Origin of the sequence: Pseudomonas mandelii (assembly GCF_024138395.1) — a bacterium.
Classification (GTDB): Bacteria; Pseudomonadota; Gammaproteobacteria; order Pseudomonadales; family Pseudomonadaceae; genus Aquipseudomonas; species Aquipseudomonas mandelii_E.
Map to the genome: position 1 here is coordinate 196,359 of NZ_JAMYDU010000006.1, position 24,635 is coordinate 220,993.

22 protein-coding genes are annotated in these 24,635 nt (G+C 59.1%); 11 read left to right on the forward strand and 11 right to left on the reverse strand.

All coding sequences use genetic code 11. The annotated features are described in order from the left end of the window. Window positions 1-14: 14 nt before the first annotated feature. The 6 genes from NHU87_RS12995 to gcl form a co-directional block, all read right to left on the reverse strand. Complete coding sequence (locus NHU87_RS12995) at window positions 15-929, reverse strand: urea transporter (RefSeq protein ID WP_253548878.1); 915 nt, start codon at window positions 927-929, stop codon at window positions 15-17. A 118-nt stretch (window positions 930-1,047) separates the two neighbouring features. Continuing rightward, a complete protein-coding gene (gene pyk / locus NHU87_RS13000) occupies window positions 1,048-2,463 on the reverse strand; it encodes a pyruvate kinase (RefSeq protein ID WP_253548880.1) in 1,416 nt (471 codons plus the stop codon). After that, on the reverse strand, window positions 2,453-3,733 hold the full coding sequence (locus NHU87_RS13005) for a glycerate kinase type-2 family protein (RefSeq protein ID WP_253548882.1): 1,281 nt from the start codon (window positions 3,731-3,733) through the stop codon (window positions 2,453-2,455). The genes pyk and NHU87_RS13005 overlap by 11 nt, the downstream gene beginning before the upstream one ends. Before the next feature lie 174 nt (window positions 3,734-3,907). After that, window positions 3,908-4,798, reverse strand: a complete 891-nt coding sequence (locus NHU87_RS13010) for a 2-hydroxy-3-oxopropionate reductase (RefSeq protein ID WP_253548884.1) — start codon at window positions 4,796-4,798, stop codon at window positions 3,908-3,910. A 152-nt stretch (window positions 4,799-4,950) separates the two neighbouring features. Further along, window positions 4,951-5,733, reverse strand: a complete 783-nt coding sequence (hyi, locus tag NHU87_RS13015) for a hydroxypyruvate isomerase (RefSeq protein ID WP_253548886.1) — start codon at window positions 5,731-5,733, stop codon at window positions 4,951-4,953. A 144-nt stretch (window positions 5,734-5,877) separates the two neighbouring features. Then, window positions 5,878-7,653, reverse strand: coding sequence for a glyoxylate carboligase (gene gcl / locus NHU87_RS13020; protein ID WP_253548888.1), 1,776 nt, complete (start codon window positions 7,651-7,653; stop codon window positions 5,878-5,880). Between the two features lie 265 nt (window positions 7,654-7,918). Between gcl and NHU87_RS13025 the strand changes: the two genes are divergently transcribed. Together NHU87_RS13025 and NHU87_RS13030 are read left to right on the forward strand one after the other, a co-directional pair. Next, entirely contained in the window at window positions 7,919-8,359 is a 441-nt protein-coding gene (locus NHU87_RS13025; RefSeq protein ID WP_253548890.1) for a GlcG/HbpS family heme-binding protein, read from the forward strand. Between the two features lie 183 nt (window positions 8,360-8,542). Continuing rightward, window positions 8,543-9,001 carry an REP-associated tyrosine transposase gene (locus NHU87_RS13030; protein ID WP_253548892.1) on the forward strand — a complete coding sequence of 153 codons (459 nt, stop codon included), beginning with the start codon at window positions 8,543-8,545 and terminating at the stop codon, window positions 8,999-9,001. Window positions 9,002-9,110: 109 nt separating this feature from the next. Here NHU87_RS13030 and NHU87_RS13035 read toward each other — a convergent pair whose 3' ends face one another. Further along, window positions 9,111-9,719: a TetR/AcrR family transcriptional regulator gene (locus NHU87_RS13035; RefSeq protein WP_253548894.1), complete on the reverse strand. Its 609-nt coding sequence runs from the start codon at window positions 9,717-9,719 to the stop codon at window positions 9,111-9,113. Window positions 9,720-9,853: 134 nt separating this feature from the next. Here NHU87_RS13035 and NHU87_RS13040 point away from each other — a divergent pair, with 134 nt between their 5' ends. After that, window positions 9,854-10,768 (forward strand): DUF808 domain-containing protein, encoded by a 915-nt coding sequence (locus NHU87_RS13040; RefSeq protein WP_253548896.1) that lies wholly within the window; start codon window positions 9,854-9,856, stop codon window positions 10,766-10,768. 176 nt (window positions 10,769-10,944) lie between these two features. On the opposite strand, the gene NHU87_RS13045 is transcribed toward NHU87_RS13040, so the two are convergent. Further along, on the reverse strand, window positions 10,945-11,733 hold the full coding sequence (locus NHU87_RS13045) for an MlaA family lipoprotein (protein WP_253548898.1): 789 nt from the start codon (window positions 11,731-11,733) through the stop codon (window positions 10,945-10,947). Continuing rightward, entirely contained in the window at window positions 11,726-13,024 is a 1,299-nt protein-coding gene (locus tag NHU87_RS13050; RefSeq protein ID WP_253548900.1) for a serine/threonine protein kinase, read from the reverse strand. The genes NHU87_RS13045 and NHU87_RS13050 overlap by 8 nt, the downstream gene beginning before the upstream one ends. A 222-nt stretch (window positions 13,025-13,246) precedes the next feature. Between NHU87_RS13050 and NHU87_RS13055 the strand changes: the two genes are divergently transcribed. Next, window positions 13,247-13,615 carry a hypothetical protein gene (locus NHU87_RS13055; protein WP_253548901.1) on the forward strand — a complete coding sequence of 123 codons (369 nt, stop codon included), beginning with the start codon at window positions 13,247-13,249 and terminating at the stop codon, window positions 13,613-13,615. A 120-nt stretch (window positions 13,616-13,735) separates the two neighbouring features. On the opposite strand, the gene NHU87_RS13060 is transcribed toward NHU87_RS13055, so the two are convergent. Further along, window positions 13,736-15,331, reverse strand: a complete 1,596-nt coding sequence (locus NHU87_RS13060; RefSeq protein WP_253548902.1) for a beta (1-6) glucans synthase — start codon at window positions 15,329-15,331, stop codon at window positions 13,736-13,738. A 286-nt stretch (window positions 15,332-15,617) separates the two neighbouring features. Between NHU87_RS13060 and NHU87_RS13065 the strand changes: the two genes are divergently transcribed. The 3 genes from NHU87_RS13065 to NHU87_RS13075 all read left to right on the forward strand — a co-directional run bounded on the left by NHU87_RS13065 (window position 15,618) and on the right by NHU87_RS13075 (window position 18,641). Then, window positions 15,618-16,469 (forward strand): glycine betaine ABC transporter substrate-binding protein, encoded by an 852-nt coding sequence (locus tag NHU87_RS13065; protein WP_253548903.1) that lies wholly within the window; start codon window positions 15,618-15,620, stop codon window positions 16,467-16,469. A gap of 205 nt (window positions 16,470-16,674) precedes the next feature. Beyond that, window positions 16,675-16,986 (forward strand): DUF485 domain-containing protein, encoded by a 312-nt coding sequence (locus NHU87_RS13070; protein WP_253548904.1) that lies wholly within the window; start codon window positions 16,675-16,677, stop codon window positions 16,984-16,986. Continuing rightward, complete coding sequence (locus NHU87_RS13075; RefSeq protein WP_253548905.1) at window positions 16,983-18,641, forward strand: cation acetate symporter; 1,659 nt, start codon at window positions 16,983-16,985, stop codon at window positions 18,639-18,641. The genes NHU87_RS13070 and NHU87_RS13075 overlap by 4 nt, the downstream gene beginning before the upstream one ends. Window positions 18,642-19,640: 999 nt before the next feature. Here the strand turns inward: NHU87_RS13075 and gltA are convergent. After that, window positions 19,641-20,930 carry a citrate synthase gene (gene gltA / locus NHU87_RS13080; RefSeq protein WP_253548906.1) on the reverse strand — a complete coding sequence of 430 codons (1,290 nt, stop codon included), beginning with the start codon at window positions 20,928-20,930 and terminating at the stop codon, window positions 19,641-19,643. A gap of 363 nt (window positions 20,931-21,293) precedes the next feature. On the opposite strand from gltA, the gene sdhC reads away from it, so the two are divergent. Genes sdhC through NHU87_RS13100 form a run of 4 tightly spaced genes read left to right on the forward strand, consistent with a single transcriptional unit; the run spans window position 21,294 to window position 24,522 of the window. Beyond that, window positions 21,294-21,668, forward strand: coding sequence for a succinate dehydrogenase, cytochrome b556 subunit (gene sdhC, locus NHU87_RS13085; RefSeq protein ID WP_253548907.1), 375 nt, complete (start codon window positions 21,294-21,296; stop codon window positions 21,666-21,668). Further along, window positions 21,662-22,030 carry a succinate dehydrogenase, hydrophobic membrane anchor protein gene (gene sdhD, locus NHU87_RS13090; protein WP_008071469.1) on the forward strand — a complete coding sequence of 123 codons (369 nt, stop codon included), beginning with the start codon at window positions 21,662-21,664 and terminating at the stop codon, window positions 22,028-22,030. The genes sdhC and sdhD overlap by 7 nt, the downstream gene beginning before the upstream one ends. Window positions 22,031-22,033: 3 nt before the next feature. Next, window positions 22,034-23,806, forward strand: a complete 1,773-nt coding sequence (gene sdhA / locus NHU87_RS13095) for a succinate dehydrogenase flavoprotein subunit (protein ID WP_253548908.1) — start codon at window positions 22,034-22,036, stop codon at window positions 23,804-23,806. A gap of 11 nt (window positions 23,807-23,817) precedes the next feature. Beyond that, window positions 23,818-24,522 carry a succinate dehydrogenase iron-sulfur subunit gene (locus tag NHU87_RS13100; protein WP_253548909.1) on the forward strand — a complete coding sequence of 235 codons (705 nt, stop codon included), beginning with the start codon at window positions 23,818-23,820 and terminating at the stop codon, window positions 24,520-24,522. The last annotated feature ends 113 nt before the right edge of the window (window positions 24,523-24,635 follow it).

Sequence of the window (24,635 nt, forward strand, 5' to 3'; positions counted from 1 at the left end):
GCCTGAACCCAGAATCAGCGAAGCCTAGGTCGATTCTCCCCGGTAGCGCAAGGCGCGCTGTCCATGGCGGCCTGACGCAACACCCGAATGCCTGCGCGAATCAGCCAGCAGGCGAGGATGAAGGGCGCCGTCAGCGTTGCCATCCCCAGTGCGGCGAAGCCCGGCGTGAGCAACACCGCCAGCAGGATTCCCAACAATGGCAGCCAAGGCTGGCGACGATTCTGGCTGAAGGCGAGGGCGGCGAGCACGGGGTTATAGCCGCTCAAACCCAGAAGCGCGGTTGATGTTTCGTGATGCAAAAGGGCGAATCCGAGGCCGGCAGCGGAGCCTAGCAATGCCCATAGGAAAGCGCGGCGGTCGGCGATCAGTAATCCGACGGCAATCAGTGCGCCGGCCAGTGGATGCGCGAGAAACAGCACCTGACCGAGTCCTTTCAATGACGCGGCGAGCAGGTTGGGTGTGGTTATTTCGATCAGCGATACGGGTTGCTGGGGTGCGGCAAACGATAGAAGCAACCAACTTATCCCAACGAAGGGCGCGGTGTAGGCGGGAAGGCAATGATGATCGCGCGAATGCTTGAGCCATTGCTGAGTGAGCATCGCACTCAGGCCGCCAGCGGCAATAATCAGCGGTGGCAACAGCGCTGACCATGGGAAATAAAGGCTCAGCAGCAGGCCAAGCAGAATACCGTTGTAACTGAACAGCCCGGCCTGACGATCAGCCTTGGCGTACCCGCGACGTTGCGCGGTGAGCAACCCGGCGACCCCTCCCAGCAACGCACCGCCGAGCAAGGCCGGCGCGCTGAACAGAATCGCCAACAAACACAGCAGACCGCACAGCGGATGACGCTGGAGATAAATTTGGCTGAAGCCATTGAGCAGGGCAGTGGCCCAGTCGGGGCAGTGGGTGTTGAAGTGGTTGGCGGGCATTTTAGGTCTGTGTGTCAGAGGAACCGTGTAATCGTTCTTCGCGGGCAAGCCTCGCTCCTACAGGAATGCGCTGTCCCTGTAGGAGCGAGGCTTGCCCGCGAAGAGGCCAGTACAGGCGCTAAACCAACGTCTCGATGCGCAGAGAATTGGTCGACCCCGGCTGCCCAAACGGCACTCCCGCAGTAATCAACAACGTATCCCCGCGCTGAGCCATGCCCTGTGCCTGGGCAATCTCCAGCGCCGTCGAGCACACTTCATCCACCTGCCGCAGCCGATCATTGACCACCGAGTGCACGCCCCACGCCACCGTCAAACGCCGCGCGGTTTGCAGGTTCGGCGTCAGGTTGAGGATCGGCACCGTCGGCCGTTCCCGCGCCGCCCGCAGACTCGAGGTGCCAGACTCGCTGTAATTCACCAGCACCGCCACCGGCAGCACATTGCTGATGCGGCGGATGGCGCAACTGATCGCGTCCGACACCGTGGCCTCGGCTTTTGGTCGGCTCACGTCGAGTTGGGCCTGATAGTCCGGGCCGTTTTCCACCTGGCGGATGATCTTGCTCATCATCTGCACAGCTTCCAGCGGGTACTCGCCGGACGCGGTTTCCGCCGACAGCATCACTGCGTCCGCGCCTTCGGCCACCGCGTTGGCGACGTCAGTGACTTCGGCGCGAGTCGGGGCCGGGGAAAAGCGCATCGACTCCAGCATCTGCGTCGCCACCACCACCGGTTTGCCGAGTTGGCGGCAGGTACTGATGATGTTTTTCTGAATCTGCGGCACGCTTTCGGCCGGCACTTCCACGCCCAGGTCACCGCGAGCGACCATGATCGCATCGCTCAGTTCGGCGATCTCCCGCAGTTGCGTCACGGCCGATGGCTTCTCGATCTTCGCCATCAAATACGCCTTGTCGCCGATCAGTGCGCGGGCTTCGCGAATGTCTTCCGGACGTTGCACGAACGACAGCGCGACCCAATCCACCCCCAGCTCCAGGCCGAAGCTCAAGTCGCGACGATCCTTGGCGGTCAACGGGCTCAGGTCGAGCACCGCTTGTGGCACGTTGACGCCTTTGCGATCCGACAGCTCGCCGCCATTGAGCACCGTGGTGTCGATGGCGTCGGCATATTTGGTCACCACTCGCAGGCGCAACTTGCCATCGTCCAGCAGCAGGTCCATGCCTGGCTCCAGCGCTGCGATGATTTCCGGGTGAGGCAAGTTGACCCGGCGCTCATCGCCCGGCGTCGGGTCCAGGTCCAGACGCAAGGCCTGACCGCGATGCAGCTGCACTTTGCCTTGGGCGAATTTGCCGACCCGCAGTTTCGGGCCTTGCAGGTCCATCAGAATCCCCAGCGGGTAATTCAGCTGGCGCTCGACTTCACGAATCCACTGATAGCGCTGGGCGTGGTCGGCATGATCGCCGTGGCTGAAGTTCAGGCGAAAGATATTGACCCCGGCCTGCACCAGCTCACGGATGTCGTCGATCCCGTTGGTGGCCGGGCCAAGGGTGGCGAGGATTTTGACCTTCTTGTCAGGCGTCATGTTTAGGGCTCTCGAGAATCAGGATGGCGCGGAAGTCGTTGACGTTGGTGCGGGTCGGCTCGGTGACGATCAGCGCATCCAGCGCGGCGAAATAGCCGTAGCCATTGTTGTTGTCCAGTTCATCGCAGGCAGCAAGGCCGAGGGCCGCGGCGCGGGCGTAACTGTCCGGGGTCATGATGGCGCCGGCGTTGTCTTCGGAGCCGTCGATCCCGTCGGTGTCACCGGCCAGCGCGTAGACACCGGGCAGGCCTTTGAGGCTGTCGGTCAGGCTCAGCAGGAATTCGGCGTTGCGTCCGCCACGGCCATTGCCGCGTACGGTGACGGTGGTTTCGCCGCCGGAGAGAATCACGCACGGCGCTGCCAGTGGCTGGCCGTGCTGGACGATCTGCCGCGCAATGCCGGCGTGGACTTTCGCCACATCACGGGATTCGCCTTCCAGGTCGCCGAGAATCAACGGGCTGAAACCGGCCTGACGGCACTTCACCGCCGCCGCTTCCAGCGATTGCTGCGGGCGGGCGATCAATTGGAAGTGACTGCGGGCCAGGCTCGGATCGCCAGGTTTGACCGTTTCAGATTCCGGGTTTTGCAGCCAGTTGCGCACCGAGGCCGGGACCTCAATGCCATAGCGCTTGAGGATCGCCAGCGCTTCGGCCGAGGTGCTCGGGTCGGCCACAGTGGGGCCGGAGGCGATGACCGTGGCGAGGTCGCCTGGTACATCGGAAATCGCATAGGTATAAACCGTGGCCGGCCAGCAGGCTTTGCCCAGACGTCCGCCCTTGATTGCCGAGAGGTGCTTGCGCACGCAATTCATCTCGCCGATGGTTGCGCCAGATTTGAGCAGGGCTTTATTGATCGACTGTTTGTCGGCCAGAGTGATACCAGCGGCGGGCAAGGCGAGCAGGGCAGAGCCACCGCCCGAGAGCAGGAAGATCACGCGGTCGTCTTCGCTCAAGTCGCTGACCAGTTCCAGCACCCGTTTCGCGACAGCCAGACCAGCCGCATCCGGCACCGGGTGCGCGGCTTCGACCACTTCGATTTTTTCGCACGGGGCGCCGTGACCGTAACGGGTCACCACCAGGCCGGACACTTCGCCCTGCCAGCAGCGCTCGACCACCTGGGCCATGGCGGCGGCGGCTTTACCTGCGCCGATGACGATCACCCGACCGCTGCGATCTTTGGGCAAGTGGGCTTCAAGGACGTGCTGCGGATGCGCCGCGTCGATGGCTGTGGCAAACAGCTCGCGCAGCAGTTGTTGCGGATCGACCGACATGGCGGGCTCCCGGAATTCTTGTTATTGGGATAAAGCGAAAGCAGGTGTTGCGACGCGGTCCTGTGGGAGCTGGCTTGCCTGCGATTCAGGCGACACGGTTTTACAGGCGGACCGAGTCGATGCCATCGCAGGCAAGCCAGCTCCCACAGGAACCGAGCCGGTTTCAGATCGGTGTTATTTATCGCGAATCGAGAAATTCGCCATGTGTTCCAGACCCTTGATCAGCGCCGAGTGATCCCAGTTGCTGCCACCGATAGCCGCGCAGGTGCTGAACACTTGCTGGGTATTGGCGGTGTTCGGCAGGTTGATGCCCAGTTCGCGAGCGCCGGCCAAGGCGAGGTTCAAGTCCTTCTGGTGCAGGCTGATGCGGAAGCCCGGGTCGAAAGTACCCTTGATCATGCGTTCGCCGTGAACTTCAAGGATCTTCGATGACGCGAAACCGCCCATCAGCGCTTCACGCACCTTGGCCGGGTCAGCACCGTTTTTCGAGGCGAACAGCAATGCTTCGGCCACGGCCTGGATGTTCAGGGCGACGATGATCTGGTTCGCCACTTTCGCGGTTTGACCGTCGCCGTTGCCACCGACCAGAGTGATGTTCTTGCCCATGGCCTGGAACAGCGGCAGGGCGCGTTCGAACGCATCGGCATCGCCACCGACCATGATGCTCAAGGTCGCAGCCTTGGCGCCGACTTCACCGCCGGACACAGGCGCGTCGAGGTACTGCGCGCCTTTCTCGTTGATCTTGGCAGCGAAGGCTTTGGTGGCGGTTGGCGAGATCGAGCTCATGTCGATCACGACTTTGCCCTTGCTCACGCCCGCTGCAACACCATCGGCGCGGAACAGTACGTCATCGACCTGCGGGGTATCCGGTACCATGACGATGATGAATTCAGCTTCCTGAGCGACTTCTTTCGGGTTCGCCAGGGCGACGGCGCCGCCGGCAACCAAGTCGGCAGGGGCTGGGTCGTGGTGTGCCGACAGGAACAGGCTGTGACCGGCTTTCTGCAGGTTCAACGCCATTGGGTGGCCCATGATGCCGGTGCCGATAAATCCGATTTTAGCCATGAGAAAATCCTCTTGTTTTTATTGCTCTGTTCGCAAAATTCGTGGGGTGACAGCGAGGACGCCTTCGCAGGCAAGCCTCGCTCCTACAGACAATTCTGGCCCCCCCCGTAGGAGCGAGGCTTGCCCGCGAAGAACGATAACTCGGTGTCAGATCAAATCGCGTTATGGGTTTTCAACCAGCCAAGACCCGCTTCAGTGGTAGTCAGCGGCTTGTATTCGCAGCCAATCCAACCCTGATAATCGATGCGGTCCAAGTGTTCGAACAGGAAGCGGTAATTGATTTCACCGGTACCCGGTTCGTTGCGTCCCGGGTTGTCGGCCAACTGGATGTGGTTGATCTCGCCCAGGTGCGCGGCCATGGTGCGGGCCAGGTCGCCCTCCATGATTTGCATGTGATAGATGTCGTATTGCAGGAACAGGTTGGCGCTGCCGACCTGCTCGCGAATCGACAGGGCTTGCGCCGTGTTGTTCAGGTAGAAGCCCGGGATGTCACGGGTGTTGATCGCTTCCATCACCAGTTTGATGCCCGCCGCTTGCAGCTTGTCGGCCGCGTACTTGAGGTTGGCGACGAAGGTCCTTTCCACGGTGGCATCGTCGACGCCTTGTGGACGAATACCGGCCAGGCAGTTGATCTGGGTATTGCCCAGCACTTTGGCGTAAGCGATGGCCAGATCGACACCGGCGCGGAACTCTTCGACCCGATCCGGCAGGCACGCGATACCGCGTTCGCCCTTGGCCCAGTCACCGGCCGGCAGGTTGAACAGCACCTGGGTCAAGCCATTGGCATCGAGCTTGGCCTTGATTTCGGCGGAACTGAAATCGTAGGGAAACAGGTATTCGACACCACTGAAGCCGGCCTTGGCGGCAGCGTCGAAACGGGCAAGAAAATCCTGCTCGGTGAACAGCATGGACAGGTTGGCTGCGAAACGCGGCATGGTGGTCTCCCGTAAATATAAGTCCCTGTAGCAGCTGCCGAGGCACGAGGCTGCGTTGGGTCGCGAAGCGGCCCCCCACGGCGGTCCTGCGGACACGCAACGCAGCCTCGTACCTCGGCAGCTGCTACAGGTGTCAGGTCATTCTTAATCGAGCAACGAAATCGCCGTTGGCGCATCGTTGCCGACCAGCGCCAGGTCTTCGAATTCGTTGACGGCGTTGATCTCGATGCCCATGGAAATGTTGGTCACGCGCTCCAGAATGATCTCGACGATCACCGGCACCTTGAACTCCTCGATCAGTTCCTGAGCCTTGCGCAGGGCAGGCTGGATCTGATCCGGTTCGAACACCCGCAGCGCCTTGCAACCCAGACCTTCGGCGACAGCGACGTGGTCGACACCGTAACCGTTGAGTTCCGGAGCGTTGAGGTTGTCGAAGGACAGTTGCACGCAATAGTCCATCTCGAAACCCCGCTGAGCCTGACGGATCAGACCCAGGTACGAGTTGTTCACCACAACGTGGATGTACGGCAGCTTGAACTGCGCCCCCACCGCCAGTTCTTCGATCATGAACTGGAAGTCGTAGTCGCCCGAGAGCGCCACCACCTTGCGGGTCGGATCAGCCTTGACCACGCCGAGCGCCGCCGGAATGGTCCAGCCCAGCGGGCCGGCCTGACCGCAGTTGATCCAGTGACGCGGTTTGTAGACGTGCAGGAACTGCGCGCCGGCAATCTGCGACAGACCGATGGTGCTGACGTAGCAGGTATCCTTACCGAAGACCTGGTTCATCTCTTCATAAACGCGCTGCGGTTTGACCGGAACGTTGTCGAAGTGAGTCTTGCGCTGCAAGCTGGCTTTGCGTTGCTGGCAGTCTTGCAGCCAGGCGCTGCGGTTTTTCAGCTTGCCGGCGGCTTGCCATTCGCGAGCGACTTCGATGAACACGGTCAACGCGGCAGCGGCGTCGGACACGATGCCCAGGTCCGGGGTGAACACGCGGCCGATCTGCGTCGGTTCAATGTCGACGTGAATGAACTTGCGGCCTTCGGTGTAAACGTCGACCGAACCGGTGTGACGGTTGGCCCAACGGTTACCGACGCCCAGCACCACGTCCGACTTCAGCATCGTCGCGTTGCCGTAACGGTGCGAGGTTTGCAGACCGACCATGCCAACCATCAGCGGGTGATCGTCCGGGATGGTGCCCCAGCCCATCAGGGTCGGGATCACTGGAATGCCGGTCAGCTCAGCGAACTCCACCAGCAACTCGCTGGCGTCGGCATTGATGATGCCGCCACCGGCCACCAGCAATGGACGTTCAGCCTGATCGAGCATGGCCAGGGCCTTCTCGATTTGCACGCGGTTAGCGGTCGGCTTGGCCAGCGGCAGCGGCTCATAAGCGTCAATGTCGAATTCGATTTCAGCCATCTGCACGTCGAACGGCAGGTCGATCAGCACTGGGCCTGGGCGACCGGAGCGCATTTCATAGAAGGCTTTCTGGAACGCGTAAGGCACCTGGCCCGGCTCCATAACGGTGGTCGACCACTTGGTGACCGGCTTGACTATGCTGGTGATGTCGACGGCCTGGAAATCTTCCTTGTGCATCCGCGCCCGCGGTGCCTGGCCGGTGATGCACAGGATCGGGATCGAGTCGGCCGAGGCGCTGTAGAGCCCGGTGACCATGTCGGTGCCGGCCGGGCCGGAGGTGCCAATGCACACGCCTATATTACCGGCCTTGGTGCGGGTGTAGCCCTCGGCCATGTGCGAGGCGCCTTCAACGTGGCGAGCGAGGACGTGATCGATGCCACCGACCTTCTGCAAGGCGGAGTACAGCGGGTTGATCGCGGCGCCGGGGATGCCAAAAGCGGTATCAACCCCTTCACGGCGCATCACCAGAACGGCGGCTTCGATTGCTCTCATTTTGCTCATGGTTTTGTGCCTCTTACGTTTTGTAATTGTATACAAGTGGCTTTGCGCAGAGTGTATTCACGGCGGACGGCGCAGGTCAATCCATTTTCTCAAGCAGCTGTTTCATTCGTCGGATGCCCGAAGGACTGTGGCTTTTCGTCGCATGTGGCGCTTTTCGATAATTATTGTATACAAAAAAATAATTCATTGTGTTCTATTTGTTTCATCGGATTGCGCAACAGAAAGCAATCCAACGGCTTTCCAATAACAAAATGAGGACGGCACCATGAGCGCTTTAACCTTGAACGTCGCAGTCAACCTGGCCAATCAGGCCATCTCCGCAGGTCGTGCAATCTCCGCCGCGCCCTTAACCGTTGCCGTGCTGGATGCCGGCGGGTACTTGATAACGCTGCAACGCGAAGACGGTGCGAGCCTGCTGCGCCCGCAGATCGCCATTGGCAAAGCCTGGGGGGCGATCGCCCTGGGCAAGGGCTCACGCCTGTTGGCCCAAGACGCCCAACAACGCCCGGCCTTCTTCGCCGCATTGAATAGCCTGGGGCAGGGCAGCGTCGTCCCGGTACCGGGCGGCGTGTTGATTCGGGATCAGGATGGGAGTGTGTTGGGAGCGGTCGGTATCAGCGGTGATTTGTCTGATGTTGATGAGCAGTGTGCGATCAGGGCGATCGAGGCGCAGGGGTTGAGGGCGGATGCGGGGGTGGCTGGTTGATCTTCAGCGTCTGATCGAATGTCATCGCGGGCAAGGGATTATCTGAATGACAGAGATCCCGTGTGGGAGCGAGCTTGCTCGCGATGACTATCTGCCAGACACATCCAGCTAAAGGTTTGCCCCATCCACAAGCATTCACAGGTCTAGCCTTCTTCATGACTTGATCAAGAAAGGGGCAAAGGAATGCCTGATTTACCTGCTTCACATCGCTTGCGCATTGGTCGCTATGCGGAGCAAAACCGCATTTATCTTCTTACTACCAACACACTCGGTCGAGAACCGGTTTTTTATGATTACTTTTTGGGCAGATTGATCGTTGATCAATTTCGAAGCGCGCAGGATCAGGGTTGGGCAAATTCGTTGGCCTGGGTAGTCATGCCGGATCATTTTCATTGGTTGATCGAGTTGCAGCAGGGATCATTGAGCGAACTGATGCAAAAAACCAAATCATTGAGTACACAAGCGGTGAACATGTCCTCTGGTCGCAAGGGCAGTCTTTGGCAGCAGGGCTATCACGATCGAGCGCTGCGGCGAGAGGAGGACTTGGTAGGGTTGGCTCGTTATGTAGTCGCCAACCCACTGCGGGCAGGGTTGGTAGAGCGGCTTGGCGAGTATCCGCTGTGGGATGCTATTTGGGTTTGATCAGAAATCGAGTCGTCCCTATCGCGAGCAAGCTCGCTCCCACAGGGGATAGCGTCGTACTTAGATCCAATGTTTGAGCGGGCTTGCTCGCGAATGGCCGCACCGCGGTCTACCGATCCAACTCACACCCCTTAAGCACCAACCGGATAATCGTCTGCGCCGCCGCTTCATAGTCGGCCTCATCCAGCTTGGCCTTGCCGGTAACCGCGGAGATCTGCCAGTCGAAGTCGGCGTAGGTCTGGGTCGCGGCCCAGATGCTGAACATCAGGTGGTTGGGGTCGATCGGGGCGATCTGGCCGCGGTCGATCCAGGTCTGGATGCAGTCGATGTTGTGCCTGGCCTGGCTGTTGAGCTGCTCGACCAGGTCGGGGCTCAGGTGCGGGGCGCCGTGCATGATTTCGCTGGCGAACACCTTGGAGGCGAAGGGCAGGTCACGGGAGATGCGGATCTTCGAGCGAATGTAACCGCTCAGCACTTCGCTGGGCACGCCATCAGCGTTGAACGGCGTCGAGGCCTGCAGGATCGGCTCGATGATGCTTTCCAGGACCTCGCGGTAGAGATTTTCCTTGGATTTGAAGTAGTAATAGACGTTAGGCTTGGGCAGCCCGGCTTTGGCCGCGATGTCACTGGTTTTGGTCGCAGCGAAGCCCTTGTCGGCAAATTCTTCACTGGCGGCACGCAGGATCAGTTCTTTGTTGCGCTCGCGGATGGTGCTCATAAACCAAGGAGTTCCTTGCCTGTTCTGGCGGTTGCGCATGGTAGCACCGGCCTCGCGCAGCGCTCAAGAATGCCCCGTCTGGCCTCGGGTCGCGCTATGCTGCGCACCATTCATTCAAAAAGGAAACCTGATTCATGGCTGGAAGCAGTTTGTTGGTGCTGATCGACGACATCGCCACCGTACTGGACGATGTGGCGTTGATGACCAAAATGGCCGCGAAGAAAACCGCCGGCGTGCTTGGCGACGATCTGGCGCTCAACGCCCAGCAGGTTTCCGGCGTGCGTGCCGAGCGGGAAATCCCGGTGGTGTGGGCGGTGGCCAAGGGTTCGTTCCTCAACAAGCTGATCCTGGTGCCGTCGGCCTTGGCTATCAGCGCGTTCATTCCGTGGCTGGTCACGCCGTTGTTGATGGTCGGTGGCGCTTACCTGTGCTTCGAAGGCTTCGAGAAACTCGCCCACAAATTTCTGCACAGCAAAGCTGAAGATCAGGCCGAACACGCAGAATTGGTCGAAGCAGTAGCCAACCCTGCGGTCGATCTGGTGGCGTTCGAAAAGGACAAGATCAAGGGGGCAATCCGTACCGACTTCATCCTCTCGGCGGAAATCATCGCCATCACCCTGGGCACCGTGGCTGAGGCTTCGCTGACCCAGCAAGTGATCGTGCTCTCGGGCATCGCCATCGTTATGACCATCGGCGTCTACGGCCTGGTGGCCGGCATCGTCAAACTCGACGACCTCGGTCAGTGGCTGGCCCTGAAGCCCGGCCAGATGGCCAAAAGCGTCGGCGGCGGGATTCTGCGTGCGGCGCCGTACATGATGAAAAGCCTGTCGGTGATCGGTACCGCGGCGATGTTTTTGGTCGGCGGCGGGATTCTGACCCATGGCGTGCCGGTGGTTCATCACTGGATCGAAAGTGTCAGTGCGAGTGCCGGTGGTGGCGGGTTTATCGTGCCGACGTTGCTGAATGCGGTGGCCGGGATTGTGGCGGGTGCGGCGGTGTTGGTTGGGGTGATGGCTGTCAGCAAGGTTTGGAAAACGGTAAAGGCCTGAACCTGTGGGAGCGAGGCTTGCCCGCGAAGGCGATATCACCTTCAATATTGATGTCGACTGACACACCGCTATCGCGGGCAAGCCTCGCTCCTACAGGGATTGGTGGTGTTTGAGACATCGCGCATAAAAAAGGCCATTCGACGCAAATCGAATGGCCTTTTTTGTCGCCGTCGGAATTACTCGGCAACCTGCAGCTTGCGCGACTCGGTGTACACGTAACGCACCTTCTCGTACTCGAACGGCGTGTTCAGCTGGCCGTAGCGGAAGCTGGTCTGATAGCGCTTGTCGATGGTGCGCAATGCCAAGACTTCCGGGTGGTTGGAGCTGACTTCGGCAACGTTCAGGAAGTTGATCGCCGATTCGGCCGTGTAATCGACCGCCAGACCCGCAGTGTCACGCAAGTTCGATGGGCCGAGGATCGGCAGCACGAAGTAGGCGCCGCCCGGTACGCCGTAAAAGCCCAATGTCTGACCGAAGTCTTCGCTCTGGCGTGGCAGCCCCATGGAGGTGGCCGGATCCCACAGGCCGGCGACACCGATGGTGGTGTTGAGCAGCAGGCGCGCGGTGGTTTCCATCGAACGCTGCCCCTTGAATTGCAGCAGGCTGTTCATCAGGTTCGGTACATCGCCGACGTTGTTGAAGAAGTTGCTGACGCCGGTGCGCAGGAAACTGGGAGTGATGTAGCGATAGCCGTTGACCACGGGCAGGAACACCCATTGGTCGAAACGGTAGTTGAAGTGGTAGACGCGGCGGTTCCACTCTTCCAGCGGGTCGTAGACGTTCAACGCGTTGAGCGTCGAGCGTTCGAACTCGCGCTGATCCAGCCCCGGGTTGAATTTGAGTTTGCTCAGCGGTTCCTTGAAGCCGTCACTATCGACCACCACAGGTGCATTGGCTTTGCTGTTGTCGGCGTTGGCGACGCCTGCACAGAGTAACGCTGCGATCAGCAGGGGGTATTTAGCCACGGAAAAACTCCAGCATGGCGTCGCTGTTGACGCGATAGTTGAGGTTGCCGCAATGGCCGCCCAATGGATAAACAGTCAAACGGTCGCCGAAGGTCCGACGCAGAAACCCCAGGTCGCCAGGGCCGAGGATCACGTCGTCAGCGTTGTGCATGACGGCGATTTTCGGGCTGTCGTGCAGGTAGTCCTTGAGTGCATACAGGCTGACCTGATCGATCAGTTGCAGCAGGCTGCCGCCGTCGGTGCGGGCGCGCCACATCGGAATGACCTGTTCGGTCAGGTAGCAGTCGAAGTCGCATTGCAGCGCGCGTTTGAGGAACGGCGTGAGGGTGGTGCCTTCGGTGATCGGGTATTTCGGTGGGGTGATCAGGCCGCGGCGGTTGATCAGGTCCGAGGTAAAGGCAATGTCCGCCGCCGAGAAACGGAACGAAGTGCCGATCAGCATGGCCATCTGCTCGTTGCTCAAGTGCTGCTTGGACTGCTGGAAGTCATAGAGCAAGGCATCGTTGAGGTCGATGTAGCCCTTCTGCTGGAAGTAGCGGGTCAGTTTGTCCAGCACCAGCTCATAGAAGGTGGTGCTGTTGTTGATGCCCTTCACCTCTGTTTGTACCAGCTTGTCCAGGTTGGTGATCGAGGTGTAAAGGTTGACCGGCGGGTTGAGCAGCAAGACTTTCTTGAAATTGAAGCTGCGACGGGTTTCATCCAGATGCGCCACAAAGGCCGCATCCAGGGCACCGAGGCTATAGCCGCTCAGGTAATAGTCGGTGACCGGCAGTTTCGGGTTTTGCGCCCGCACGGCCTGCATCACCCGGTACATGTCTTCGGCATCTTCCTTGGTCACGCCGGGGGTGGCGAAACGCGAAGCAGCGGTCATGAAGTCGAAGCTGGTCGGCGACGACAGCTGCACCACGTGATAGCCGGCTTTGTAGTAGAGCTTTTTCAGGTACTCATTGAGGGTGCTGTCATAGCGTGCGCCGGTGCCGGAAATCAGGAAGATCAACGGTGCCGCTTGATCTTGCGTGGCGATGCGGTAGGTGAGTTGCTTCACCGGCCAGAAGTTGTCCGGCAGGCTGAATTCACGCTCGGGGCGCATCGTGACGCTGCGGTCCGACTGATTGATGTCGTCGTCCAGCGGTAATTCCGGGCGTAACTCCGGCGGTGTCGTGGCGATGGTCGCCTCGAACGGGTTGGTCAGAGGGTAGCCGTAACTGGCGGCATCAATGTCGGCCGCCAGTGCGGACGCACTTAAAATCAAGCCGCCAAACAGGGCGGCGCAGCGCAAGGAACGGAGCATGACTAGATCCCTTAGAGGAAGGTGCGGAATGAAGTTCGCACCCTATGACCATCGGATTTGCGCCAAAGTGCCATGATGGACAGCAAACAGGCCTGATTTCGGAGCAACGGTAGCGGACGATACACTTTGCAGCTATTTCATGAACAGTTATCTGTTGATGTCACTTGCTTACCGCAGGCGGGAGATTAAGCTGGCCGCCGATTTCGTTTATTGGAGTGCTTCATGTCCCGCCGTCTGCCCGTGATCCTGTTGCTCGTTCTTCTGCCATTATGGCTGGCTGCCAGTTATGGCGCGCGTTATGGCTTCATGGAGGATGCTCAATGGGTCGGCATCTGCGTTGATGAGGCCAGTCGCTGGGAATGTCAGGTCCGGTCAAATCTAGGCCTGATGATTCATTTCAAGGTATTGGGTTGGACGGCATTGGCCGCCGCCGTGATCGGTTTTGTGTTGCCGGGGCGAGCGGGGTGGTGGCTGGCGGTGCTGGCGCTGGTATTCGGATTTCCGGCACTGGCGTTGTACAACACCACGTTGGCGGTGTTTGCGGTGGTGATTGCTGCTTTGCGTCTGGTCCGGGCTTCTCGTCGCGCCTGATGGTCAGTCTTCGCGGGCAAGCCTCGCTCCTACAGGGTTGTGTCGGTTTCATTATTTATGAACGACTCAAATTGTAGGAGCGAGGCTTGCCCGCGAAGAGGCCCGCAAGCACGCTAAAGATCAGCCCTTGCGAACCCGCAAGCTGCGCCACAACGCCGCCACCATCAACACACTCACCAGCGCCCAACCCAAGGCCTGCTGGTTCTGCAAACCTTCTTGATACAGTTGCGGCGCAATGCCGGCGCCGATAATGAAGGTCAGCAGGGCAATTTCCCGACGCGGTACGCTCACCGGGCGGCACAGGTACACCAGCGCCGGCAGGATGAACGCGACACTCGGGAAGCTGCGATAACGCGGATCGAACACCAGCTCCAGCATCGTCACCGCCGCGGCAAAACCTGCCGCTGCCAACCACCAGCCGGCTCTACGCTCCAGTGCATTGAAGGCGCGTTCACGCCAGCCGGTACGAGCGCTCAAGGTCAGCGCGGCATGCGCCAGCACCAACAGATTCAACCCCGTCAGCAAGGCGACCCATAGCCATTCACTGGCAAACCGTGTCGTGACACGGGCCAGATCGCCCCAAGCGCCAATCGAGCAGGCCGCCAACGCGCCGAGCAGTGGCAGCACCAACGCCGCGCGGGTGCTGCGAACGCGACCGCCCAGAAGCAGCGTGCCGATGAAGATCAAACCACCCACCGCCAGCCATTGCGACCAGTACGGCACGTTCGAGACCGGCCCGGCGAGCACGCCCTTATCCTGACGATCGGCGTCGAACAAACCCCAGTAACCCCCGACCGCGCCTTCGCTGGCGCGTTTCCAAGGCTGATCGAATGCCTCGATCAGGTTGTAATGCCAGCCTTGCTGTTCGGCCATGATCACAAAGCTGCGAATGAACTTGGCTTCATTGACCCGGCTCGGCAAAGCGGTTTCGCGCTGACGGCCTTCGCTGGGCCAGCCGGTTTCGCCAATCATCACGTCTTTGGGCGCAAATTTGTTGCCGAACACCTGACGCACTTCGGCCACATGCTGCAGTGCCGCGTCGATGTTCGACGGATCGTCTTCCCAGTACGGCAGCAAATGGATGGTCAGGAAGTCCACCGCCGGAGCGATTTCGGGGTGCTTGAGCCAGAATTCCCAGACGTCGGCGTAGGTCACCGGTTGTTTGACCTGGCTTTTGACCTTGTTAATCAGCGTCGCCAACTGTGCGCCGGTGACTTCCTTGCGCAGCAGGGTTTCGTTACCTACGATCACTGAGGTCACGACATCGGCGTTGGCATTGGCCGAGGCGATCAGCAGGTCGACTTCCTTGGCGGTGTCTACCGGGTTGCCGTTGACCCAGGCGCCGATCATCAGCTTCAAGCCGTGCTTGCGTGCCAGATCGGGCAGGGCCTCGAGGCCGGTCATGGAATAGGTGCGGATGCATTCGAAACGGGTTGCCAGCAGCGCGAGGTCGGCGTCCATGCGCTCGGGGCGCAGTTTGAACGGTACATCGAACGGCGATTGGTCTTTGTCGAACGGGGTGTAGGAGGCGCATTGCAGCTTGTGCGTCGCGCTGGCCACGTCGGGCAAGATCACCGGTTTGCCGAGGCCATACCAGAAGCCGCCGAGGGCAAAAAGCCCCAGCAGGCAGGCAAATAAATAAGCAAAAAAAGTAAAGCGGGATGTCGCGGGCATGGTCAGGCCGTCTGGGAACAAAGCCGCGCATGTTACCTGCATTTGTCCCGGGCTTGGTGGCCTGCATAATTTTGACATGCAAAGTTCGGGCGGGGTGGCGGATGGATTTGCGACGGTCGCAATTAATGGCCTTCTGATGTCGTTTCTCGATGCCTTGAGGTCGCTGGCAGAGCAGGTCATCGCGGGCGTGAGGTTGATCATCCAATCGTCAGTACTCCGCTGATGTTTGAACGAGTTTGCAGTGAGGCGTGATGGGGGCGCTGTGCACCATAACAATACGTTGAGCGGCTCGGCATCCGTCGAGCGCAGCACTTTCGGGGAAGTAACGATGAAGATGCGACGACTCTTGGGCGCAGGTGCCGCTTTGGTGCTGGCGATCAGTTCTACGGTGGCCAGCGCCGAAGGCAAGGCAGTGACGATCGGTTATGTAGACGGCTGGTCGGACAGTGTCGCCACGACCAACGTGGCTGCCGAGGTGATCCGGCAGAAGCTCGGTTATGACGTGAAGCTGCAAGCCGTTGCCACCGGGATCATGTGGCAGGGTGTGGCGACTGGCAAACTCGACGCCATGCTGTCGGCGTGGCTGCCTGTGACTCACGGTGAATACTGGACCAAGAACAAGGATCAGGTCGTCGATTACGGACCGAACTTCAAGGATGCGAAAATCGGCCTGATCGTGCCGGAGTACGTCAAGGCCAAGTCTATCGAGGATCTGAAAACCGACGACAGCTTCAAGAATCGTATCGTCGGCATCGACGCCGGTTCAGGCGTGATGCTCAAAACCGATCAGGCCATCAAGGATTACGGTCTGGACAACTACACCCTCAAGGCCAGTTCTGGCGCCGGCATGATTGCCGAGCTGACCCGTGCCGAGAAGAAAAACGAATCCATTGCCGTCACCGGTTGGGTGCCGCACTGGATGTTCGCCAAGTGGAAACTGCGTTTCCTGGAAGATCCGAAAGGCGTTTACGGTGCGGCTGAAACCGTGAACAGCATCGGCAGCAAAGGCCTGGACGCCAAAGCGCCGGAAGTTGCGAAGTTCCTGAAGAACTTCCAGTGGGCGTCGAAAGACGAAATCGGTGAAGTCATGTTGGCTATTCAGGAGGGCGCCAAGCCTGAAGCCGCAGCGAAGGATTGGGTGGCCAAACACCCGGATCGCGTTGCCGACTGGATCAAATGATTTGAGTTGAAGCGTCTAGTCAGCACCTCTCGAGGCCTCTTGGCATAAATGCCAAGGGGCCTTTTGCTTTTTTATGTGTCTATTGCATGCTGAAAAATGGCGACTCTGTCATGTCGTTCTAATACTAAGGTCGTCTGGAACCTGTCCGGCAGCCGCATAGAGTGGATACCGTTCCAACTAAATCTGTGCTGCGAGGATAAAAACAATGAACGACAGCATTTACCTCTCGATTCAAAACAGCTCGCGCTTCAAGGAGCTGGTCAGCAAGAGAGAGCGATTCGCCTGGATTCTTTCAGCGATCATGCTTGGGCTGTACGCCGGATTCATCCTGTTGATTGCTTACGGGCCGCATATCCTGGGCGCGAAAATCAGCCCCGAGTCCTCCATTACCTGGGGCATTCCGATCGGTGTCGGGCTGATCATTTCGGCCTTTATCCTGACGGGCATCTACGTGCGACGCGCCAACGGCGAATTCGACGACTTGAACAATGCGATTCTCAAGGAGGCTCAGCAATGATCCGGCGTCTAATGGCTCTATTGAGCATCGCGGCTTTTGCACCTGGCGCCTGGGCGGCTGACGCCTTGACCGGTGCAGTGGCCAAACAACCCCTGAACGTCGCGGCGATCCTGATGTTTGTGGCGTTCGTCGGCGCGACTTTATATATCACTTACTGGGCTTCCAAGAAAAACAACTCGGCCGCCGACTACTATGCGGCGGGCGGCAAGATCACCGGTTTCCAGAACGGTCTGGCGATTGCCGGTGACTACATGTCCGCGGCGTCCTTCCTGGGTATTTCCGCCCTGGTGTTCACCTCTGGCTACGACGGCCTGATCTACTCGATTGGCTTCCTGGTAGGCTGGCCGATCATTCTGTTCCTGATCGCCGAGCGCCTGCGCAACCTGGGCAAGTACACCTTTGCCGACGTGGCGTCCTACCGCCTTGGGCAAACCCAGATTCGCTCGCTGTCGGCATGCGGTTCGCTGGTGGTGGTGGCGTTCTACCTGATCGCGCAAATGGTGGGTGCCGGCAAGCTGATTCAGCTGCTGTTCGGCCTGGACTACCACGTTGCGGTGATCCTGGTGGGTATCCTGATGTGCGCCTACGTGCTGTTCGGCGGCATGCTGGCGACCACTTGGGTACAGATCATCAAGGCTGTGTTGCTGCTGTCCGGTGCCTCGTTCATGGCGCTGATGGTAATGAAACACGTCAACTTCGACTTCAACGCGCTGTTCTCCGAGGCGATCAAGGTTCACCCTAAAGGTGAGGCAATCATGAGCCCCGGCGGTCTGGTGAAAGACCCGATCTCCGCCTTCTCCCTTGGTCTGGCGCTGATGTTCGGTACCGCTGGCCTGCCGCACATCCTGATGCGCTTCTTCACCGTGAGTGACGCGAAAGAAGCTCGCAAGAGCGTGTTGTATGCAACCGGCTTCATTGGCTACTTCTACATCCTGACCTTCATCATCGGCTTCGGCGCGATCCTGCTGGTCAGCACCAACCCTGCCTTCAAAGATGCGGCTGGCGCGCTGTTGGGCGGCAACAACATGGCGGCGGTGCACCTGTCCAACGCGGTCGGGGGCAGTATCTTCCTGGGCTTCATCTCGGCGGTGGCGTTCGCGACCATCCTGGCGGTAGTCGCTGGTCTGACCCTGGCCGGTGCTTCGGCGGTGTCCCATGACCTGTATGCCAGTGTGATCAAGAAGGGCAAGGCCAACGAGAAGGACGAGATCCGTGTCTCGAAAATCACCACCATCGCTCTGGCGGTGCTGGCGATCGGCTTGGGCATTCTGTTCGAGAAGCAGAACATCGCGTTCATGGTGGGCCTGGCGTTCTCTATCGCGGCGAGCTGTAACTTCCCGGTGCTGCTGCTTTCCATGTACTGGAAGAAGCTGACGACTCGCGGTGCGATGATCGGCGGATGGCTGGGTCTGGTCAGTGCTGTTGGCTTGATGGTGCTTGGGCCAACCATCTGGGTACAGATCATGGGTCACGAGAAGGCGATCTTCCCGTATGAATACCCGGCGCTGTTCTCCATGGCCATTGCGTTTGTCGGGATCTGGTTCTTCTCGATCACCGATAAGTCAGCCGAGGGTGTGAACGAACGTGCGCTGTTCTTCCCGCAGTTTGTTCGTTCGCAGACCGGGTTGGGGGCGAGTGGGGCGGTTTCGCACTGAGGCTTTGAGTTTCTATATATAAGCTGAGCTACACAAAATGCCCTGGTCGAGAGATCGGGGCATTTTTTATTGGGCGGTTATCGCCCCTTGTAGGAGCGAGGCTTGCCCGCGAAGGCGTCTTGATAGCCGACCGGTATTTTTGATCGTGTACATATCCGTTTCTGCGGTCACGGCCGCTGGCGGTTTCGCTCTTACAGCGAGTCCCTTTTCCAAACGCCGAAAAGGAACCAAAAGGCTTTGCCCCGCCATTCGGTGCCTCGCCCAGGCTCGGCATGCCCTCACTCCGGCATTGCTCCGGGGGCCCGCCGCCATCGGCCATCCATGGCCGGGGGCGGCTACCGCGGCATCCTTGCCGCGGTGCCCCCTACGCAATACCTGCGTTCGGCCTCTGGGAAAGGGGCGGCAGATCAAGATCAAAAGCCAAAGCCAAAGCCAAAGCCACGGCAACGGCAAGATCAACAGCTTCGCGAGCAAGCCCGCTCCCACCGTTGGGTTGGGTACATCCGGCGAAGATGGGTCGGCTGACAGATTGCCATCGCAGGCAAGCCAGCTCCCACAATAGATCGGCGTACGACAGCGCTTTTCACCACTCAACAGGCCGAGCGTTAGCTCGCCTGCAGCTTTTGATCTTGATGCACCGCCCCCTCGAGAGGCCGAGTGGAGGTTCTGCGCAGTGGGCAACCCGGCATGGATGCCGGGTTAGCCGCGCACGGCCATGGATGGCCGATCGCGGCGGGCCCACGGAGCAGGGCCGGAGCGAGGGCATGCCGAGCCTAGGCGAGGCACCGAACGACAGGGGCAAAAGCGCTTTGGTTACTTTCGCGCTTTTCGAAAGTGACTCGCTGTAAAAGCGAAACCAATAGAAGCCATGACCGCAGAAATGGATATGTACACGACCAAAGAGCCGGGAGGGGCACGCAAGGCCCACAAACAAAAACGGCCCCTATCTACATAGAGGCCGTATCCGGTACAGCTCAAGACATTATCGCAAGACAGCTCTTATTCGCGATCTTCCAGCTTGATGATATCGCGCGACTCATAGCCAGTGTACAACTGACGTGGGCGGCCAATCTTGTACGGGCTGGAGAGCATTTCCTTCCAGTGGGAAATCCAGCCGACAGTCCGCGCCAGGGCGAAGATCACGGTGAACATACTGGTCGGAATACCGATCGCCTTGAGGATAATCCCCGAGTAGAAATCGACGTTCGGGTACAGCGAGCGTTCGATGAAGTACGGGTCAGTCAGGGCGATCTCTTCCAGGCGCATGGCCAGTTCGAGTTGCGGATCGTTGGTGATGCCCAGTTCTTTCAGTACTTCGTCGCAGGTCTGCTTCATGACGGTGGCGCGTGGGTCGCGGTTTTTGTAAACCCGGTGACCGAAGCCCATCAATTTGAACGGATCGTTCTTGTCCTTGGCCTTGGCGATATACGTGTCGATGTTCGAAACATCGCCAATCTCGTCCAGCATGGTCAGAACAGCTTCGTTCGCACCGCCGTGGGCAGGGCCCCACAGTGCAGCGATACCGGCGGCGATACAGGCGAACGGGTTGGCACCCGACGAACCGGCCAGACGCACGGTAGAGGTCGATGCGTTCTGCTCGTGGTCGGCATGGAGGATGAAAATCCGGTCCATGGCCTTGGCGAGTACCGGGCTGATCGGTTTGATCTCGCACGGGGTGTTGAACATCATGTGCAGGAAGTTTTCCGCGTACGACAAATCGTTGCGCGGGTACATCATGGGTTGGCCCATGGAGTACTTGTAAACCATTGCGGCCAGGGTCGGCATCTTGGCAACCAGGCGGATCGCGGAGATTTCGCGATGCTGCGGGTTATTGATGTCGAGGGAGTCGTGGTAGAAAGCCGAGAGGGCGCCCACTACGCCGCACATGACGGCCATCGGGTGGGCGTCGCGACGGAAGCCGTTGAAGAAGGTCTTCAACTGCTCGTGAACCATGGTGTGGTTCTTCACGGTGCCGACGAACTGGGCCTTCTGTTCTGCGGTCGGCAATTCGCCGTTGAGCAGCAGATAGCAGGTTTCCAGGTAGTCCGACTTTTCAGCCAGCTGTTCGATCGGGTAGCCGCGGTGCAGCAGAATGCCGTTGTCGCCGTCGATATAGGTGATCTTCGACTCGCAGGAGGCAGTCGACATGAAACCAGGGTCAAAGGTGAAACGGCCCGTGGCCGTCAGGCCCCGAACGTCGATAACATCGGGACCAACGGTGCCGGTTAAAATGGGCAGCTCGACGGGGGCTGCGCCCTCGATGATCAACTGCGCTTTTTTGTCAGCCATGTGGCCTCCTATTTATGCTTGAAATCATCAGACAGACCCCCCACGCAGGGCCCGCACCACTATAGTGAGATAAATTCGAATGTCAATTTGCCTAAAGTCTTGCTCCAGAAGGCTTTAACCGGACTTTTTCCTCGAAATTGACTGCCATTTACGCCTTTTATCCCGCTTGTGCAATCAGCTATTAGGGGAAGGTGAACGCGTTGTCATTAGTAGCCTAACTGTCTATACTCGGCCACCGACCGCCAGGGGCTTTTGGGCCTGCTTTATTGGGGGTCGCATCCCTGGGTGGTGGTTACCTGACCAGTGCACTCCCCAACAACTTTGCCCTGATTGTTAGGGGCTCTTCAGTGTGAAAAAAAAGCCGTGAAAAGCCAACGACCTGTAAACCTAGACCTAAGGACCATCAAACTCCCCATCACCGGCGTTACGTCGTTTCTTCACCGTGTTTCCGGCATCATCCTCTTCCTGGGCCTTGGCTTCATGCTGTATGCATTGGGCAAGTCTCTGGGTTCCGAGGAAGGTTTTGCCGACGTGAAGGCATGCTTGACCAGTCCGCTGGCCAAGTTCGTAGCATGGGGCCTCCTGTCCGCTCTTCTATATCACCTGGTAGCTGGTGTGCGCCATTTGATCATGGATATGGGCATCGGTGAGACGCTGGAAGGCGGCACGCTGGGCTCGAAAATCATTATCGCCGTGTCTGCGGTGTTGATCGTTCTGGCAGGAGTTTGGATATGGTAACCAGCGTTACGAACCTTTCGCGTTCGGGCCTCTATGACTGGATGGCACAGCGTGTGTCTGCGGTCGTTCTCGCGGCTTATTTCATCTTCCTGATCGGATACCTCGTTGCGAATCCAGGCATTGGCTACGACCAATGGCATGCCCTGTTCGCCCACAACGGGATGCGTATCTTCAGTCTGCTGGCCCTTGTAGCCCTCGGCGCTCACGCCTGGGTCGGCATGTGGACCATCGCGACTGACTACCTGACGCCAATGGCGCTGGGCAAGTCCGCGACTGCAGTACGTTTCCTTTTCCAGGCAGTATGCGGCGTTGCGATGTTCGCTTACTTCGTCTGGGGTGTGCAGATTCTCTGGGGTATCTGATTCATGGCTAACATTCCAACGATTTCTTTCGACGCCATCATCATTGGTGGTGGCGGTGCCGGCATGCGCGCAGCGCTGCAACTGGCGCAGGGCGGTCACAAGACTGCCGTGATCACCAAGGTTTTCCCGACTCGTTCGCACACCGTATCGGCCCAGGGCGGCATCACCTGCGCCATCGCGTCTGCCGATCCGAACGATGACTGGCGCTGGCACATGTACGATACCGTCAAGGGTTCCGACTACATCGGTGACCAGGACGCTATCGAATACATGTGTCAGGAAGGTCCTGCCGCCGTATACGAGTTGGACCACATGGGTATGCCATTCTCGCGTACCGAACAAGGTCGTATCTATCAGCGTCCGTTCGGTGGTCAGTCCAAGGACTACGGTAAAGGTGGCCAGGCCGCCCGTACCTGCGCCGCTTCCGACCGTACCGGTCACGCGCTGCTGCATACCCTTTATCAGGGCAACCTGAAAGCCGGTACCGTGTTCCTGAACGAGTACTACGCTGTCGATCTGGTGAAGAACGGCGAAGGCGAGTTCGTTGGCGTGATTGCCATCTGCATCGAAACTGGCGAAACCACCTACATCCGTGCCAAGGCCACCGTACTGGCTACCGGCGGTGCAGGTCGTATCTACGCTTCGACCACCAACGCCCTGATCAACACCGGTGACGGCGTTGGTATGGCGCTGCGTGCCGGCGTACCGGTACAAGACATCGAAATGTGGCAGTTCCACCCGACCGGCATTGCCGGCGCCGGTGTACTGGTTACTGAAGGTTGCCGTGGTGAAGGTGGTTACCTGATCAACAAGCACGGCGAGCGTTTCATGGAGCGTTATGCTCCGAACGCCAAAGACCTTGCCGGTCGTGACGTTGTTGCCCGTTCGATGGTTAAAGAAATCATCGCCGGCAACGGTTGCGGTCCGAATGGCGACCACGTAATGCTCAAACTCGACCACCTGGGCGAGGAAGTGCTGCACAGCCGCCTGCCAGGCATCTGCGAATTGTCGAAGACTTTCGCACACGTCGACCCGGTGGTCGCTCCGGTTCCGGTCGTTCCGACCTGCCACTATATGATGGGCGGCGTTGCCACCAACATTCATGGCCAGGCGATCACTCAGGACGCCGACGGCGTAGACACCATCATTCCAGGCCTGTTCGCGGTCGGTGAAGTGGCTTGCGTATCGGTTCACGGTGCCAACCGTCTGGGCGGCAACTCGCTGCTCGACCTGGTGGTATTCGGCCGTGCTGCCGGCCTGCACCTGGAAAAAGCGCTGACCGACGGTATCGAATACGACGACGCTACCGACGCCGACATCGAAGCTGCTCTGGCACGCCTGTCCGCTCTGAACGAGCGTACTGAAGGTGAAGACGTCGCAACCCTGCGTCGCGAGCTGCAAAACTGCATGCAGAACTACTTCGGTGTGTTCCGCACCGGCGAATACATGCAGAAGGGTATTGCTCAGCTGGCTGATCTGCGTGGCCGTATTGCCAACGTCAAGATCAATGACAAGAGCCAGGCGTTCAACACCGCGCGTATCGAAGCGCTGGAACTGCAGAACCTGCTGGAAGTGGCCGAAGCTACCGCCATTGCTGCAGAAGTGCGTAAAGAGTCCCGCGGTGCTCACGCCCGTGAAGATTTCGAAGACCGTGACGACGAAAACTGGCTGTGCCACACCCTGTACTTCCCGGGTGACAAGCGCGTTACCAAGCGTGCCGTGAACTTCTCGCCGAAAACTGTCCCGACTTTTGAACCCAAGATTCGGACTTATTAAGGGTGGCCGCCATGTTGAAAGTCAGTGTTTATCGTTACAACCCTGATCAGGACGCTGCGCCGTTCATGCAGGAATTCCAGGTTGATACCGGTGGTAAAGACCTGATGGTGCTGGACGTGCTGGCCCTGATCAAAGAGCAGGACGAAGGTTTCTCCTATCGTCGCTCTTGCCGTGAAGGTGTTTGCGGTTCCGACGGCATGAACATCAACGGCAAGAACGGCCTGGCGTGCGTTACGCCGCTGTCTGCCGTTGTAAAAGGTAACAAGTTGATCGTTCGTCCTCTGCCAGGTTTGCCGGTTATCCGTGACTTGGTCGTCGATATGAGCATCTTCTACAAGCAATACGAAAAGGTTAAGCCATACCTGCAGAACGACACGCCGGCTCCGGCCATCGAGCGTCTGCAGTCCCCTGAAGAGCGTGAAAAACTCGACGGTCTGTACGAGTGCATCCTGTGCGCTTGCTGCTCGACTTCGTGCCCGTCCTTCTGGTGGAACCCGGACAAGTTCCTGGGTCCAGCTGCCCTGCTGCAAGCGTACCGCTTCCTGGCCGACAGCCGCGACACCAAGACGTCCGAACGTCTGGCTGCGCTGGATGACCCGTTCAGCGTATTCCGCTGCCGGAGCATCATGAACTGCGTCAACGTATGTCCGAAAGGCCTGAACCCGACTAGGGCTATCGGTCACATCCGTAACATGTTGCTGCAAAGCGGCGTGTGATTCAGCTGCTGTACCCGTAGGACCGCAATACCGTAGATGCTGCGGCGCAGGCTTCAACCGGCGCCGTAGTTTTAACCTGGGCAGCAGCTTAAAAGGCTGCCGCTCTTATTTTG

What these genes read in the sequence shown, in the direction of transcription:
- NHU87_RS12995 (WP_253548878.1), bottom strand. Translation starts at nt 929, where the DNA reads ATGCCCGCCAACCACTTCAACACCCACTGCCCCGACTGGGCCACTGCC.
- pyk (WP_253548880.1), bottom strand. Translation starts at nt 2,463, where the DNA reads ATGACGCCTGACAAGAAGGTCAAAATCCTCGCCACCCTTGGCCCGGCC.
- NHU87_RS13005 (WP_253548882.1), bottom strand. Translation starts at nt 3,733, where the DNA reads ATGTCGGTCGATCCGCAACAACTGCTGCGCGAGCTGTTTGCCACAGCC.
- NHU87_RS13010 (WP_253548884.1), bottom strand. Translation starts at nt 4,798, where the DNA reads ATGGCTAAAATCGGATTTATCGGCACCGGCATCATGGGCCACCCAATG.
- hyi (WP_253548886.1), bottom strand. Translation starts at nt 5,733, where the DNA reads ATGCCGCGTTTCGCAGCCAACCTGTCCATGCTGTTCACCGAGCAGGAT.
- gcl (WP_253548888.1), bottom strand. Translation starts at nt 7,653, where the DNA reads ATGAGCAAAATGAGAGCAATCGAAGCCGCCGTTCTGGTGATGCGCCGT.
- NHU87_RS13025 (WP_253548890.1), top strand. Translation starts at nt 7,919, where the DNA reads ATGAGCGCTTTAACCTTGAACGTCGCAGTCAACCTGGCCAATCAGGCC.
- NHU87_RS13030 (WP_253548892.1), top strand. Translation starts at nt 8,543, where the DNA reads ATGCCTGATTTACCTGCTTCACATCGCTTGCGCATTGGTCGCTATGCG.
- NHU87_RS13035 (WP_253548894.1), bottom strand. Translation starts at nt 9,719, where the DNA reads ATGAGCACCATCCGCGAGCGCAACAAAGAACTGATCCTGCGTGCCGCC.
- NHU87_RS13040 (WP_253548896.1), top strand. Translation starts at nt 9,854, where the DNA reads ATGGCTGGAAGCAGTTTGTTGGTGCTGATCGACGACATCGCCACCGTA.
- NHU87_RS13050 (WP_253548900.1), bottom strand. Translation starts at nt 13,024, where the DNA reads ATGCTCCGTTCCTTGCGCTGCGCCGCCCTGTTTGGCGGCTTGATTTTA.
- NHU87_RS13055 (WP_253548901.1), top strand. Translation starts at nt 13,247, where the DNA reads ATGTCCCGCCGTCTGCCCGTGATCCTGTTGCTCGTTCTTCTGCCATTA.
- NHU87_RS13060 (WP_253548902.1), bottom strand. Translation starts at nt 15,331, where the DNA reads ATGCAGGTAACATGCGCGGCTTTGTTCCCAGACGGCCTGACCATGCCC.
- NHU87_RS13065 (WP_253548903.1), top strand. Translation starts at nt 15,618, where the DNA reads ATGAAGATGCGACGACTCTTGGGCGCAGGTGCCGCTTTGGTGCTGGCG.
- NHU87_RS13070 (WP_253548904.1), top strand. Translation starts at nt 16,675, where the DNA reads ATGAACGACAGCATTTACCTCTCGATTCAAAACAGCTCGCGCTTCAAG.
- NHU87_RS13075 (WP_253548905.1), top strand. Translation starts at nt 16,983, where the DNA reads ATGATCCGGCGTCTAATGGCTCTATTGAGCATCGCGGCTTTTGCACCT.
- gltA (WP_253548906.1), bottom strand. Translation starts at nt 20,930, where the DNA reads ATGGCTGACAAAAAAGCGCAGTTGATCATCGAGGGCGCAGCCCCCGTC.
- sdhD (WP_008071469.1), top strand. Translation starts at nt 21,662, where the DNA reads ATGGTAACCAGCGTTACGAACCTTTCGCGTTCGGGCCTCTATGACTGG.
- sdhA (WP_253548908.1), top strand. Translation starts at nt 22,034, where the DNA reads ATGGCTAACATTCCAACGATTTCTTTCGACGCCATCATCATTGGTGGT.
- NHU87_RS13100 (WP_253548909.1), top strand. Translation starts at nt 23,818, where the DNA reads ATGTTGAAAGTCAGTGTTTATCGTTACAACCCTGATCAGGACGCTGCG.